The following is a 12,080-nucleotide window of genomic DNA, read 5'->3' on the forward strand; positions in this document are numbered from 1 at the left end:
CATGACCACTTCCTACACCTGCACCGGTTTCGAGAAGACTGGCGACGTCGAGCTCCTCGACGGGAGCGGAAACCACTTCACCACCATCGTCGCGTCGCGCTGCTTCGCCGAATGGTATTGCGCTGAGCACGGCTACACTTGGCGCTGGCGCGACGGCATCGACCCGGACGACCCCAGTACCTGGCCGCCGCCACCGGAAGACCCGCCACCCGATCCGGCGCCAGCACCCACCGCGTAACACCTCCACCCGCTCCGGCGGGTTTTTTATCGTCCAAAGAAAGGGCTGGCATGCCGGAAGAAGAACGCAAACTCACCGACGCCGACATTGATGCGATTGTCGATCGGTTCGAAAACAAGGTCGCCGAGCGGTTCTACGGCGATCTCGGCCGCGGCGTATGGGGTGTGGTGTGGAAGGCCATCGTCGCAATCCTCGTGGGCTTCGCCGCCTACGGTTCAATGAAAGGTATGAAATGAAAATCTGGACCTATATCACCCGCCACCGCGCGGTATTCCTCTTCGGCCTGACCCTGTTGGCGGCCGCGGCGTCGCTCGCATCGGACCCCGACAGCGGTTGGGCAACTGCGCTCGGCGGCCTAGCGATGCTGCAGGGGATTTGGGCGGTCGCCGCCTCGCACTGGGTGCGCAAGAAGCTGCTGGACTATCCGGCCGCCGACATGAGCAAGCTATTCGAAACGGCGAGCAAAGAGCCGACGGGCGCCGGCCTGGCGCTGATCGCGATCTCAATCCTGCTGGTCGGCCTGCTGATGGTGTTCTCGCCGCGCGCGCATGCCGCTGAACTGCCGGCCGGCGCCGTGCGTTACCTGCCAGTGCTGAAGGCGGAGCAGCAGCGCCTGTGGCCTGATCACCCGCATCCGGTGCTGCTGGCCAGCCTGGTCGAGCAGGAGTCGTGCATCACGCTGCACTCGCGCGGCTGCTGGAACCCAGGTGCGCAACTGAAGACCGCGCGCGAGGAGGGTGCCGGCGTCGGCCAGATCACCCGCGCCTACCGCGCCGACGGCAGCCTGCGCTTCGACGCGCTGGCCGACCTGCGCGAGCAGTACGGCGCCGAGCTGGGTGCGCTGTCCTGGTCGAGTGTGTACCAGCGGGCCGACCTGCAGCTGCGCGCCCTGGTGCTGATGTCGCGCGACTCCGCGCGGCAGTTCCGCCAGGCGCCGGCGATGCTGGAGTTCGGTGATGCCGGCTACAACGGCGGCCCGGCCGGCGTACAGCGCGAGCGCCGCGCCTGCGCCATGGCGAAGGGCTGTGATCCTGGCCAGTGGTTCGGTCACGTCGAACTGCACTGCCTGAAATCGCGCCAGCCGCTGTACGGCGGCCGATCAGCCTGCGACATCAACCGCGAGCACGTGCGCAACGTGATCCTGGTGCGTGCGCCGAAATATGAACCGGCATGGGCGGCACCATGAGCTTCGCCAAGGATCTCTTCACTTGTGCGGACGGTGAGTCGTACGACATCGGCCGCGTGTCCTGGGCAGTGTCGACGGCCGTCATCATCGCCGCCGCGGCGTGGAATGCCTGGCGCGGCGCACCGATTAACCTGACCGAGCTGGCCGGCGCGCTGGGCGGCGTGGTGGTGGCGCACGGCGCGGCGCTGTGGGCGAAAGCTGTGACGGAGCCAAAACCATGAATGCGATCGAAGAAGTTGTGGCCGGCGCCGGCGGCGCGCTGGCCGGCCAGTTGTGGAAGGTAGCGACCCTGGTGCTGGCCTTCCTGCTGCTGGTGGTGGGCGCGGGCGCCGGCACCGGCTGGTGGCTGGCCAGCACCGCACGCGACAAGGCCCTGACCGACCTCAAGGCGGAGCAGGGCGTCAACGCCGAGCTGCGCGCCGGCATCACGACTCAGAACACTGCGATCCTGGCGCAGGCCAAGCTGGCGCGCGAGGCGGAGGCGCGCGGTGACGCTGCCCGGCAGGCCGCCGCCGTGAGCGGCCGCCGTTTCGACCAGGCACTGCAGCAGCTGGCCGGCGCGCAGGCGACCGGCTGCGCCGACGCAATGCCTTACGTGAACCAGTTGCTGGAGAAGGTGCGATGAAGCGGAAAATCGTCAACTTGACCAAAACGGCAGGTTTGGCCGCCACGGTGCTGCTTGTCAGCTGCGCCAGCACACCGGCGCCGTCCACGCAGATTGTCCAGGTACCAGTCCCGGTGTCCTGCGTGAAGGACGCGCCGGCCCGACCCGAGTACGAGTTCGACCGGCTGCCGGCCACGGCCAGCGACGGCGACAAGATCCTGGCATTGGTGCGCGACTGGGCGCGGTACCGGAAGTACACCGGCGAGCTGGAGGCGGTTATCGTTGGCTGCCACTAAATTTGCAGCTAGGCGAGAGTCTGATTACGCAGCCTCGGCAACTCTAGTCAGCTTTTCTTTCGCAGCCCACCAGCCGCATGAGTTTGTCATTCGAGGCATGCAATGATATGGGTCATCGCATCCATATGATTTCTTGCATCGCTTAGCCTTCAGCGCCCCGTCAATCAAATGCGATACTAGCTTTTGGTAAAGAAGTTCCACCGACATGGTGGCGTCCACGCGCTGAAGGGTTGGATCGGTAATCGCAATCGCGCGGAAAATCTCGCCAGCTTTCGCCAGGTCTTCTTGACGCTCGAAAAGATTTGCCTTTCCATCGCGGGCCGTTACACGATACACAGCAAGATCCGCAGGAAGATCCAGCCAAAAAGCGACATCTGGAGCAACCACATCAGCACGAATTCGTTGCTCAATGCTTCTGTGGTCGTCAACAAGGATGCCCTGGTAGGCGATCGTGGAATAAAAATAACGATCTAAAATAACAACGTTACCAGCCTCGAGAGCGGGAATGATTTTCCGCTTTAGGTGATCTTGCCGATCAAGAATAAAGGCATCCAACTCTTCCTCAAAAGGTAGTCTGCCGTTAAATGCCGAATCGCGCAGCTTCTGGCCCCACTGGCCATCGGTAGGCTCTTTGGAAACAACTACCGTCTCACCGGTGCTCTCGAGCGCTGCCTTGAGCAGATGCACTTGCGTGGTCTTGCCGGCCCCGTCAATGCCATCTACTGCAATTAAAATGCCAGGATAAGTATTCATTTCTTGAGTATAGCAAAAACACCTCACTATTTAAATGAATAAAATATTGCTTGCATGCATCTTAAGGAGCTTCGTCAGCATCGCCTGTCTTCAATTTTACGATCGATAATTGGCCGGGCCGGAACACCTCATATTCCTCTTCGCCTTCAACGTACCAGCGGCAGAGAATGCCGTTGCGCACGCCCTCCCAATCGTGCTGCTCGCCCAGGGCCGAGTTCAGCACCGTCATGATGGGCCCGTCGGCGTACGAGATAAACCGTACCAGACTACCCTCGATCGGCCTGCCTTCTTCCAATTCATCGCTCATAGCAACCCAATCTGCACATCTGGCGCCGGCGTTTCCGGCTCAGCCTTCTTCGCCCGCGGCGGCACCGGAAATTCCCAGGTGCGCATCAGCTCGGCCGGGTAGTGCCGCAGGAAGCTGCGCGCATACTCGGGATCGCTGCAGTTCAGCCAGTCATCCCATTCTGTGTGTGGCACGATCACCAGCGCGCGTTTCTCATCGCCCGGCTTGTGGAAGCGCCGCATCAGCGGGTGCTCGTCGGCATTGATCGTCAGCTGGGTGAACGAATGCTCCGGCCCGGCTTCGCCTTCCCACTCCCGCCACAGGCCGGCGACGGCGAACATCGATTCGTCCGCCATACCAATCCCCCAGCGCAAGGGCTTGCCGCTCTCGTAATTCGGCTCGTAGAAGGCAGTCATCGGCACCAAGCACAGCTGCGATTTCTTCCAGGCGCCCGAGAACGAACGCAGCCCGCCAACCGTCTCGGCGCGTGCGTTCATCGTGTCGAAGGGCTTCACGCCCTGCGGGATGCGCTTGCGCGGCACCATCCCGTAGGTTGCCACCAGGCCCTCGCGCTGGCCACTGGCGCTGCGGCGTACGATCGGCGCGCCGTAGTCCTTCCAGGTCTCCGCCCGCCAGAAGCCAGTGTCGTGCAGGTCGATGATCACGCCCATGACAGCCTCGAGCATTTCAGGATCCGGCGGTCGAAAGTTCACGCACATAGCAAGAATCTCCAGTGTTGATATACAAATAATAGCGCGTTTTTGTTTTGCTGATTATACTGTATGTTTGTACAGTTATTGATTTGAGGCAATTAGCATGCGCGCGTGGGTAACAATTCGAAGAGAGGATGGCGCGGTGCTGCCGGCTCCGGTGCCAGCGGTGGAGGGCGCTTCGCTGCTGGAGGTGGTGGTGGTCGATATCACGGAGCAGGGCAACCGCCGGCCGATCAAGGTGGCCAGGCTAATGCCGATCGGTGAGCAGCGCATCCTCGCGCAGCTGAAGTTGCCGCGCCCGGTGAAGTTCCAAGGTTGGACCTTGGTGCTGAGCGGTGTGGAAGAGCTGCGCGATGGGCATGTCATCCGCGGCGTGGCGCAAACCTGGCTGTGCCAACTGGCGCCGCCGGAGCGCGCGGCCGGCTTCAAGGTCATCGACACCTATACCGCCGGCGTTCGCGATCCTGGCCGCGCTTGGCGCGAGCGCAGCGGCAGCGGCGGCCGGCTGGCCCTCGGCGATCAATATTCGAGCGAACTGCAGCGGCAGACAACCTGCGCAGAATTGCTTAGCTACTCGATCTCAACGTTGCCGACGAAGCGTCTGGTGGATGCCTACATCGAATTCATGTCCGAAGAAGGGTTCGAGTTGGGAGGTTTGCGCATTCACAGCGCGCACGGCGTCCGGCCGCAACGGGTCGTGCGCGACGGCTGGTTCTGCCGCTACGACATCCCGGAGCGCGAACTGACGAAACACGAGGCGAGGATGCTGAGATAGGGGGGCGACTACAATTTTGCTGCAATATCTTCCGCTGACTCGTTGTAATAGATCATCAATTTCTTGATGTCCTTGTGCCCGGTCATTCTGGCCAGGTCGAGGACATGTAGCTTCTTTGCCAGGCGGGTTATGGCTTCGTGCCGAGTGTCGTGAAAGTGTAGATCCTTGATGGTGGTGCGCTCATCCCGAGCCTTCCGAAATATGGCGTCAATAGATGGGGAACTGATGCCAAAACCGTCGCCCACCATATTCCACAACTCGATGGCACGGGGGGACATCGGCACGCGACGATCCTCACCATTCTTCGGGTCCAAAACTGTTGCGACAGGGGCGGATACCGTAGCCTTCGTGAGCTTGCAAATCTCACCGGAGCGCATTGCCGTCTCGATGGCGAACAGGAAGGCGGCGGCCACACGCTGTTGCTTGGTCGCCGGTACCTTGTTCTGCCAGCCCAGTGCGATGCAGATCTGATCGATCTCCTCCTGGTTGATCCGGCGGAATCGTGGTGGCGCACTCTTGGGGCGGCTGACATCGGTCGTCGGGCTGGCGGAGATCCATTTCCACTCTTTGCGGGCAATGGTGAAGACATTGGACAGCAGCGTCATTTCGCGGTCCACCGTCGCACCGGTGACGGATTCCAAGCGGGCATCTCGAAATGCGGCTATATGGGACTGGTTGATATCCCTGACCTTGAGCTCGCCAAAAACGGCATTGTTCATCGCGGGAAGTTGGAGGCGGCCGAAAGCAGCGAGGCGGAGCGCCTCCCACCGACGGCCCTTCTTCTTCCTCGATACTTCGCGCTCGTATTTGTCAAATGCATCCTTGCAGGTCTGCGTGGTGGCGCCTGGCTCGGACCTCGCGACCGCTCGTTGCTCAGCCTCCCAGGCGAGGGCTGCCGCCTTGGTATCGAATGTGCCCGAGGTGCGCTTACCTCTGACCATCACCCTATGCCGCCACTTTCCATCGACCTTTTTAGGTGCTGCCATTTGCCAAATCCTTTGCCAATTTTTGGCAAATGGTAGCACTATTTTGTCTGAATAGAACTGTTTTCAGCCAAAACGAAGGCGACGAAAAAACAGATTTCCCCTGTGATATCGTGGAAAATCATCTTTAGTCTTACTTTCGGAAAATGGGGGCTGGTGCCTCGAGCCGGAATCGAACCGGCACGCCTTGCGGCGGGAGATTTTAAGTCTCCTGTGTCTACCAATTTCACCATCGAGGCAGGTGTGAGCCCGATATTATGACATGAACTAGCCGTAACTGCCAGACAACATTGAATTCGACGACATCGCATCATGGGCGGTGCCTCGCAGATACCTCTCATCGCCTGACGGAGGGCGTGGTAGCATCTCGCCTCATTCACAAGGAAGGTTGTTCATGGCGTCGGAAAAAACCGTCAAATTCATATTGGCCGCGGCGATTGTCGCGGTGGTGCTGTCGGTGTTCGGTTATGTGGCGGTGTTTGTACACGACTACAATGGGTGCAAGCAGCTGGAAGACGACGCGGCCAAGGCGGGGAAGCCCATGTCCTGTGCCGACATCAAGGCGGAGGCCAAGGCGCGCGCCAAGGCGGAGCGGTAGGGGCAGGCAAGGCGCTTCCGTCACCTTGCCCGCGACGCAAATCAGGAGAATTTATCGTTGGCCGCATCGTCGCGGCGGCGCGCCATGCCGAGGATGCCCAGGCCGGCAATCAACATGCCGACCGTGACCGGTTCAGGTACCGGCGAGACCGACAGGCCCAGGCCATATGTGCCGCCGATGCCGGCCCAGCTTTCGGCGGTGCCGCTGACGTGCAGCTCATAGCTGCCGGCGGTGAGCGATTTGGTGAACGCCGCACCATTGGTGGAGCTGGCGATCTGGGTGCCGTCGAGCCAAATCGAGTAGTTGAGACTGGAAATTGTGCTCAGATAACCATTATCGAACGGGCTGGGCACCGACAGCGCCGCGGCGGAAACGCCGAGGTTGCCATCTCCGACCGAAAAATTGACGATGTCGGCAAAGTCGCCCAGGGCGTGGTGCACGGTGACGAAATACAAGCCCGGACTGGCGGGAATGGCCCCCGCATTCCAGACCTGATCATCTGCCATGGCGCCGCTGGCGGCGCATAGCATCAGGCTTGCTACAGCTAATCGCTTCAGCATTTCATTTACCTCCGGTATGATTTTTGATGGTCTTACCGCGGAGCTGCAAGACGTTTGGTCCACAGGTTGCCCTGGCACGCCGGTTCAGCCATGAATACGGCGAAATCTGGCCAGGGAAGATCAGATTATCATTTCGGACAGCGCAGAAATGTTGATTGAATATTATGGTGCGCAGGTAGACAATATTGAATTTTTTAAATGAGGGTCACTGGTCGATAGCCGAAAAAAAAGCCCGCTGGGCGGGCTGACACCAAGGATCAGGCGTTTTCCAACGGCTGGAAACCGGCCCATGCGAGGGTGGTGACTTCCACCACCAGCACCTGTGGCTCGGGCTGGATCACGCTGGCCAGGCGGAACACGGCATCGCGCACCTCGTTGATGGTCTCGTTGCCGGCGTAGCAGTACTCGCCCAGCGGCAGATAATAGCCTTTGCCGTCGTCGGCCTTGATGGCGCCGGCGATGTTGTACTTGGCAAGTTCCACGTTGAGGCGATCGAAGGTGTCGCTGTTTGCTTCGGGGTAGAACACGCGGATGATGTAGTTGACCATATTGAATCCTTGTTATGAAGGCCGCATCATGGCATAAAAAAAACGCGCCGTGGCGCGTTTTTTGTCCGGCTGGCGGTCAGCCCCGACGGCGGCGGCGCGCGATCAGGCCAACAGCGCCCAGACCGGCCAGCAGCATCGCGTAGGTGTCCGGTTCCGGTACGGCGGTTACGGCGCCCACGGCGGTGGTGGCGAAGGTGGTGTAGTTGCCGTACTGATTGCTGACGAATTCCTGCCCCGCTGGCGGCGTGGCGTAGCCATAGTAGGTGGTCAGGCCGGCGGTGTTGCTGCCGACGTCAACATTGCCGAGGCTGATGCTGAAGGTAGCGGTGCTGCCGACCTGGTACACCGACTGGGTGTTCATGCCCCAGAAGGTGACTGCCAGGTAGCCAGTTGGCGCGGCCAGATTTTGCGAGGTGTTGCTGCCGCCCATGGCGAGATCGAAGGTGCTGGCGGCCGTGCCTTGCCAGTAGCCTGGGCTGCCGGCGTACGAGGTCGGAACACTGTAGTCAATCAGGGTGGCGCTGGTGGGCACGAAGATGGTCAGGCCGTCGAGACCGGTTTGGGTGCCGGCGTAGCCCTGGCCCAGGTTGGTGACGGTGTACGTAAAGGTGTAGGCATGGTTCTGACCGGCCACGGCGGTGGCGGACGATTGCAGCTGATACTGACCGGTCAGGTCGGTCACGACCGCGCCGGCAACGTTGCTGAAAAGAGCGGCCACGGCAAACGTGGCCAGTTTGAGCGCGTTCTTTGCGATCATGTCTTTCTCCGGAGAATTAATATTTACCACAATGCATGTACTGTAGCATGAAAAAATATTCATGTCATTGTCAGAGTGGAACGGATGTTGCAATTTTCCAAAAAACAAAGCCCCGAACAGGAGGCTGGGCCTGTCGGGGCTTTGAGTCAATGGGCGGAGAAAGCACGTTTGACTGCTGGTGATGATAAAGGCGCTTTCTTAAAATTGCCTTAGTAACCATGTTGCAAGCTGGCCCTTTGGTCCGGCCGCCGGATGGTGTAGCATGCGGGACGGCGATCGGGCAGGGCCTGGCGCCGGTAATCAAGGAAAGATATGCAAATCAAAATTAACGAGGAGCTGCGGTCCTATATCGAACCGTTGACCGAGAGCGAATTCCAGGCGCTGGAAAGCAGCATCCTGGGCGAAGGCTGCCGCGATGCGCTGGTGCTGTGGCAGGACGTGCTGGTCGATGGCCATAACCGCTACAAGATCTGCCAGGAGCACGGCATCCCGTTCAAGGTGACGGAAAACACCAGCTTCCGCAATCTGGAAGACGTCAAGCTGTGGATGATCGATAACAATCTGGGCCGGCGCAGCATTTCCGACTATCAGCGCGGCGTGCTGGCGCTGCGCAAGAAGGAAATCGTGCGGGCCCGCGCGCTGGAGCTGGCGGCCCAGGCCGCCGCCGAGGACGCCGCCGTCGCGCCGCCCGAAGGCGAGGAAGCCGCGCCGAAAAAGTCGACCGTGATGCCGCTGGCCTCGCGCGAAGACATCGCCCGCGCCGCCCGTCTCAGCACCGCCACCATCGGCCAGATCGAAAAGATCCAGAAGACCGCCACGCCGGAGCTGGTGGAGGCGGTGCGCACCGGTACCATTTCGATCAACGCCGCCGCCAACGTGGCCTCGCTGTCGGAGGAGCAGCAGCTGGCGGCGGTCGCCGGCGGCAAGAAGGAACTGCAGAAGGCTGCGCGCGAAGTGCGCGAGCTGCGCAACGCCGGCCGTCCGGCCAAGGAGCCAAAGGAGGCCAAAGCGCCGCCATCGGCCGACTACGGCCACCAGCCTACCGAGGTGGACGAACTGCGCGCGGAAAACAACGCCCTGCGTGAAAAGAACGCGGCCCTGCTGGCCGAAATCACCGCGCTGCAGTTGCGCATTTCCGAGTTGGTCAACGCCTGATAAACCTCACTGGAGTCCTCGCCCATGCGGCAATTGCATGCCCCCCTGGCTTTAATCTGTCTGATTTCAACGAGTGGGGCGGCGGTTGCGGCGGCTCCGGTGCAGTCCGAGGCGGTGCGCCTGAAGGCGGCCGCGCAGCGCGTCACCATCCTGCGCGACAAGTGGGGCATCCCGCACGTCTACGGCAAGACCGACGCCGATGCGGTATTCGGCCTGTTGTACGCGCAGGCCGAGGATGACTTCCCGCGCGTGGAGCTGAACTTCATCAATGCCATGGGCCGGCTGGCCGAGGTGGAAGGCGAGGGCGAGCTGTATCGCGACCTGCGCATGAAGCTGTTCATCAATCCGGAAGAACTGCAGCGCCAGTACGCCGCCAGCCCGGCGTGGCTGAAAAAGCTGATGAACGCCTGGGCCGATGGGCTGAACTACCATCTGCTCACCCATCCGGATGTAAAACCGAAGCTGATCACGCATTTCGAGCCGTGGATGGCGCTCAGTTTCAGCGAGGGCAGCATCGGCGGCGACATCGAAACCATCGACATCAAGCAGCTGCAGGAACTGTATGCTAACGGCGCCAAGGCGCCGATGATGGCGCCGGTGCTGATGTCGTCCGGTGACGGCATCGACATGGACAGGGAGCCCAGCGGCTCGAACGGCTTCGCCATCGCCCCGGCCAACACCCGCAACCGCCACGCGCTGTTGATGATCAATCCGCACACCTCGTTTTACTTCCGTCCCGAGGTGCAGGTGCACAGCGACGAGGGCCTGAACGCCTATGGCGCCGTCACCTGGGGCCAGTTCTTCGTCTACCAGGGCTTCAACGACCGCATCGGCTGGATGCATACGTCGGGCGGCGGCGACGTCATCGACGAATACCTTGAGACGATCAGCGAGAAGGACGGCCAGCTGTACTACCAGTACGGCAGCGAGCAGCGTGCGCTCAAGCCGGTCGACATCACGCTGCCGTACAAGACCGCCAGCGGCATGGCCAGCAAGGTAGTACGCGTCTACTACAGCCACCACGGCCCGATCGTGCGGGCCAAGGACGGCAAGTGGGTCGCCGTGCGCCTGATGAACGAGCCGCTGAAGGCGTTGACGCAATCGTTCACGCGCACCAAGGCCCGCAACTACCGGGCCTTCTACAAGTCGATGGAGCTGCGCACCAACTCGTCCAACAACACCGTGTACGCCGACGCCGACGGCAACATCGCCTACTTCCACGGTAACTTCATTCCGCGTCGCGATCCGAAGTTCGACTGGGAGCATCCGGTGGACGGCAGCGACCCGGCCACCGAATGGCAAGGGCTGCACGAGGTGAAGGAGACCATCACCCTGTTCAACCCGAAGAGCGGCTGGATCCAGAACACCAACAACTGGCCCTATACCGTGGCCGGTGCCTACAGCCCCAAGGCCGGAGATTATCCGGCCTATATGTCGGTGTATGGCGAGAATGCGCGCGGCATCCACGCCGTGCGTGTGCTGGAGAACAAAAAAGACTTCACCATCGACAGCCTGATCGCCGCCGCTTACGACAACCAGCTGCCGGCCTTCGAGCCGCTGCTGCCGCAGCTGTTCAACGCCTACGACGAGCTGCCGGCCGGCGATGCGCGCAAGGCGGCGCTGGCGCAGCAGATCGCGCTGCTGCGCGGCTGGGACATGCGCTATACGCTGGCATCGACCGCCACCTCGCTGGCGGTCTACTGGCTGCAGGATCTGTGGACCACGAATCTGCCGCAGGCCAAGACCAAGGAAGTGCAGGTGCTGGACTACATCCAGGCCGCGCTGACGCCGCAACAGCGCCTGGACGCGCTGCAGCGCGCCTCCGACAAGCTGGCAGCCGACTTCGGCAACTGGCAGACGCCGTGGGGCGAAATCAACCGCTTCCAGCGCCTGACCGGCGATGTCGTCCAGCCTTTCGACGACAGCAAACCGAGCCTGCCAGTGCCATTCGCCTCGGGCAATTGGGGCTCGCTGGCGGCCTTCGGCATGACGTCGAAGCAGACCACCAAGCGCATATACGGCGAGCGTGGCAACAGCTTCGTGGCGGCGGTGGAATTCGGGCCGCGCATCAAGGCGCGCAGCATTCTGGCGGGCGGGGAGAGCGGCAATCCGGCCTCGCCGCATTTCTACGACCAGGCCGCGATGTACGCACGCGGGGAGTTCAAGGAAGTGCTGTTCTACAAGGCGGATGTGCTGAAAAACCTGGAGCGCAGCTACCACCCGGGGCAATGATTCACGGCTGGGGGAACACCACCGGCTCCGGATGCTCGATGTCGGTGAGGTGCGCCCACTGCAGGTTCTCGACCTTGTTGTTGCGCACGTTGCCGTCGAGGTGACGCACCGCCGGCAGCCGGTTCGGATTCGGCAAAAAAGCTTCGGCCACCAGGTCGTGCACGTAAAATTCGCCAGTGCGGCTGCCGCCGCGCAGCTTGACCTTCAGGCCCTCCGGATACAGGGTGGGCTTGAGCGCCTGTACTTTCGGGCCGGCCGACAGCAGCACGCGGCCATCCTTGGACACCTTGTAATAATCGCTGCCGACCACCGGCTTGGCCGCCGCCACCAGGATCGAATAGGCAAAGCCGAGCGCCAGCACGCCGACGATAATCAGGACATATTCCATGTTGTTCT

18 protein-coding genes and 1 tRNA gene are annotated in these 12,080 nt (G+C 61.5%); 10 read left to right on the top strand and 9 right to left on the bottom strand.

What is annotated here, in order from left to right; translation table 11 throughout:
* Position 1 precedes the first annotated feature (1 nt).
* From E4L98_RS25115 to E4L98_RS25140, 6 genes are read left to right on the top strand one after another with little or no spacing between them, the layout of a single operon-like run.
* A complete protein-coding gene (locus E4L98_RS25115; RefSeq protein WP_135204261.1) occupies positions 2 to 238 on the top strand; it encodes a hypothetical protein in 237 nt (78 codons plus the stop codon).
* Between the two features lie 50 nt (positions 239 to 288).
* A complete protein-coding gene (locus E4L98_RS25120; RefSeq protein WP_135204262.1) occupies positions 289 to 474 on the top strand; it encodes a hypothetical protein in 186 nt (61 codons plus the stop codon).
* Positions 471 to 1,424 carry a lysozyme family protein gene (locus E4L98_RS25125; RefSeq protein ID WP_135204263.1) on the top strand — a complete coding sequence of 318 codons (954 nt, stop codon included), beginning with the start codon at positions 471 to 473 and terminating at the stop codon, positions 1,422 to 1,424. Before E4L98_RS25120 ends, E4L98_RS25125 begins: the two co-directional genes overlap by 4 nt.
* Positions 1,421 to 1,645, top strand: a complete 225-nt coding sequence (locus tag E4L98_RS25130; protein WP_135204264.1) for a hypothetical protein — start codon at positions 1,421 to 1,423, stop codon at positions 1,643 to 1,645. The genes E4L98_RS25125 and E4L98_RS25130 overlap by 4 nt, the downstream gene beginning before the upstream one ends.
* Positions 1,642 to 2,049, top strand: coding sequence for a hypothetical protein (locus E4L98_RS25135; protein WP_135204265.1), 408 nt, complete (start codon positions 1,642 to 1,644; stop codon positions 2,047 to 2,049). Before E4L98_RS25130 ends, E4L98_RS25135 begins: the two co-directional genes overlap by 4 nt.
* Entirely contained in the window at positions 2,046 to 2,324 is a 279-nt protein-coding gene (locus E4L98_RS25140; protein WP_135204266.1) for a hypothetical protein, read from the top strand. Before E4L98_RS25135 ends, E4L98_RS25140 begins: the two co-directional genes overlap by 4 nt.
* A 24-nt stretch (positions 2,325 to 2,348) precedes the next feature.
* On the opposite strand, the gene tmk is transcribed toward E4L98_RS25140, so the two are convergent.
* The 3 genes from tmk to E4L98_RS25155 all read right to left on the bottom strand — a co-directional run bounded on the left by tmk (position 2,349) and on the right by E4L98_RS25155 (position 4,082).
* Positions 2,349 to 3,077, bottom strand: coding sequence for a dTMP kinase (gene tmk, locus E4L98_RS25145; protein ID WP_135204267.1), 729 nt, complete (start codon positions 3,075 to 3,077; stop codon positions 2,349 to 2,351).
* Positions 3,078 to 3,138: 61 nt separating this feature from the next.
* Positions 3,139 to 3,384, bottom strand: coding sequence for a hypothetical protein (locus E4L98_RS25150; protein WP_135204268.1), 246 nt, complete (start codon positions 3,382 to 3,384; stop codon positions 3,139 to 3,141).
* Positions 3,381 to 4,082: an SOS response-associated peptidase gene (locus E4L98_RS25155; RefSeq protein ID WP_135204269.1), complete on the bottom strand. Its 702-nt coding sequence runs from the start codon at positions 4,080 to 4,082 to the stop codon at positions 3,381 to 3,383. The genes E4L98_RS25150 and E4L98_RS25155 overlap by 4 nt, the downstream gene beginning before the upstream one ends.
* Positions 4,083 to 4,179: 97 nt before the next feature.
* Here E4L98_RS25155 and E4L98_RS25160 point away from each other — a divergent pair, with 97 nt between their 5' ends.
* Entirely contained in the window at positions 4,180 to 4,851 is a 672-nt protein-coding gene (locus E4L98_RS25160) for a hypothetical protein (RefSeq protein ID WP_135204270.1), read from the top strand.
* 8 nt (positions 4,852 to 4,859) lie between these two features.
* Here E4L98_RS25160 and E4L98_RS25165 read toward each other — a convergent pair whose 3' ends face one another.
* Both E4L98_RS25165 and E4L98_RS25170 read right to left on the bottom strand, forming a co-directional pair.
* Positions 4,860 to 5,837 (bottom strand): tyrosine-type recombinase/integrase, encoded by a 978-nt coding sequence (locus tag E4L98_RS25165; RefSeq protein WP_135204271.1) that lies wholly within the window; start codon positions 5,835 to 5,837, stop codon positions 4,860 to 4,862.
* Between the two features lie 151 nt (positions 5,838 to 5,988).
* Positions 5,989 to 6,073, bottom strand: a tRNA-Leu gene (locus E4L98_RS25170).
* Between the two features lie 155 nt (positions 6,074 to 6,228).
* On the opposite strand from E4L98_RS25170, the gene E4L98_RS25175 reads away from it, so the two are divergent.
* On the top strand, positions 6,229 to 6,432 hold the full coding sequence (locus E4L98_RS25175) for a hypothetical protein (protein ID WP_135204272.1): 204 nt from the start codon (positions 6,229 to 6,231) through the stop codon (positions 6,430 to 6,432).
* A gap of 41 nt (positions 6,433 to 6,473) precedes the next feature.
* Here E4L98_RS25175 and E4L98_RS25180 read toward each other — a convergent pair whose 3' ends face one another.
* The 3 genes from E4L98_RS25180 to E4L98_RS25190 all read right to left on the bottom strand — a co-directional run bounded on the left by E4L98_RS25180 (position 6,474) and on the right by E4L98_RS25190 (position 8,297).
* The gene (locus E4L98_RS25180) at positions 6,474 to 6,992 is read right to left on the bottom strand and encodes an FxDxF family PEP-CTERM protein (RefSeq protein WP_135204273.1); all 519 of its coding nucleotides are present in this window, start codon (positions 6,990 to 6,992) and stop codon (positions 6,474 to 6,476) included.
* A gap of 257 nt (positions 6,993 to 7,249) precedes the next feature.
* On the bottom strand, positions 7,250 to 7,540 hold the full coding sequence (locus tag E4L98_RS25185; RefSeq protein WP_135204274.1) for a hypothetical protein: 291 nt from the start codon (positions 7,538 to 7,540) through the stop codon (positions 7,250 to 7,252).
* Between the two features lie 76 nt (positions 7,541 to 7,616).
* Complete coding sequence (locus tag E4L98_RS25190) at positions 7,617 to 8,297, bottom strand: PEP-CTERM sorting domain-containing protein (protein ID WP_135204275.1); 681 nt, start codon at positions 8,295 to 8,297, stop codon at positions 7,617 to 7,619.
* A 312-nt stretch (positions 8,298 to 8,609) separates the two neighbouring features.
* Between E4L98_RS25190 and E4L98_RS25195 the strand changes: the two genes are divergently transcribed.
* Complete coding sequence (locus E4L98_RS25195; protein ID WP_135204276.1) at positions 8,610 to 9,452, top strand: ParB N-terminal domain-containing protein; 843 nt, start codon at positions 8,610 to 8,612, stop codon at positions 9,450 to 9,452.
* Positions 9,453 to 9,551: 99 nt separating this feature from the next.
* Entirely contained in the window at positions 9,552 to 11,684 is a 2,133-nt protein-coding gene (locus E4L98_RS25200) for a penicillin acylase family protein (protein ID WP_229257560.1), read from the top strand.
* 1 nt (position 11,685) lies between these two features.
* Here the strand turns inward: E4L98_RS25200 and E4L98_RS25205 are convergent, their stop codons facing one another.
* Positions 11,686 to 12,072: an HNH endonuclease family protein gene (locus E4L98_RS25205; RefSeq protein ID WP_135204278.1), complete on the bottom strand. Its 387-nt coding sequence runs from the start codon at positions 12,070 to 12,072 to the stop codon at positions 11,686 to 11,688.
* Positions 12,073 to 12,080: the final 8 nt, after the last annotated feature.

Origin of the sequence: Duganella callida (genome assembly GCF_004614165.1) — a bacterium.
Taxonomy (GTDB): Bacteria; Pseudomonadota; Gammaproteobacteria; order Burkholderiales; family Burkholderiaceae_D; genus Rugamonas; species Rugamonas callida.

Bases quoted from the DNA above. Each gene is read 5' to 3' on its own strand.
- E4L98_RS25115 (WP_135204261.1), top strand. From the start codon at position 2: ATGACCACTTCCTACACCTGCACCGGTTTCGAGAAGACTGGCGACGTC.
- E4L98_RS25120 (WP_135204262.1), top strand. From the start codon at position 289: ATGCCGGAAGAAGAACGCAAACTCACCGACGCCGACATTGATGCGATT.
- E4L98_RS25125 (WP_135204263.1), top strand. From the start codon at position 471: ATGAAAATCTGGACCTATATCACCCGCCACCGCGCGGTATTCCTCTTC.
- E4L98_RS25130 (WP_135204264.1), top strand. From the start codon at position 1,421: ATGAGCTTCGCCAAGGATCTCTTCACTTGTGCGGACGGTGAGTCGTAC.
- E4L98_RS25135 (WP_135204265.1), top strand. From the start codon at position 1,642: ATGAATGCGATCGAAGAAGTTGTGGCCGGCGCCGGCGGCGCGCTGGCC.
- E4L98_RS25140 (WP_135204266.1), top strand. From the start codon at position 2,046: ATGAAGCGGAAAATCGTCAACTTGACCAAAACGGCAGGTTTGGCCGCC.
- tmk (WP_135204267.1), bottom strand. From the start codon at position 3,077: ATGAATACTTATCCTGGCATTTTAATTGCAGTAGATGGCATTGACGGG.
- E4L98_RS25150 (WP_135204268.1), bottom strand. From the start codon at position 3,384: ATGAGCGATGAATTGGAAGAAGGCAGGCCGATCGAGGGTAGTCTGGTA.
- E4L98_RS25155 (WP_135204269.1), bottom strand. From the start codon at position 4,082: ATGTGCGTGAACTTTCGACCGCCGGATCCTGAAATGCTCGAGGCTGTC.
- E4L98_RS25160 (WP_135204270.1), top strand. From the start codon at position 4,180: ATGCGCGCGTGGGTAACAATTCGAAGAGAGGATGGCGCGGTGCTGCCG.
- E4L98_RS25165 (WP_135204271.1), bottom strand. From the start codon at position 5,837: ATGGCAGCACCTAAAAAGGTCGATGGAAAGTGGCGGCATAGGGTGATG.
- E4L98_RS25175 (WP_135204272.1), top strand. From the start codon at position 6,229: ATGGCGTCGGAAAAAACCGTCAAATTCATATTGGCCGCGGCGATTGTC.
- E4L98_RS25180 (WP_135204273.1), bottom strand. From the start codon at position 6,992: ATGCTGAAGCGATTAGCTGTAGCAAGCCTGATGCTATGCGCCGCCAGC.
- E4L98_RS25185 (WP_135204274.1), bottom strand. From the start codon at position 7,540: ATGGTCAACTACATCATCCGCGTGTTCTACCCCGAAGCAAACAGCGAC.
- E4L98_RS25190 (WP_135204275.1), bottom strand. From the start codon at position 8,297: ATGATCGCAAAGAACGCGCTCAAACTGGCCACGTTTGCCGTGGCCGCT.
- E4L98_RS25195 (WP_135204276.1), top strand. From the start codon at position 8,610: ATGCAAATCAAAATTAACGAGGAGCTGCGGTCCTATATCGAACCGTTG.
- E4L98_RS25205 (WP_135204278.1), bottom strand. From the start codon at position 12,072: ATGGAATATGTCCTGATTATCGTCGGCGTGCTGGCGCTCGGCTTTGCC.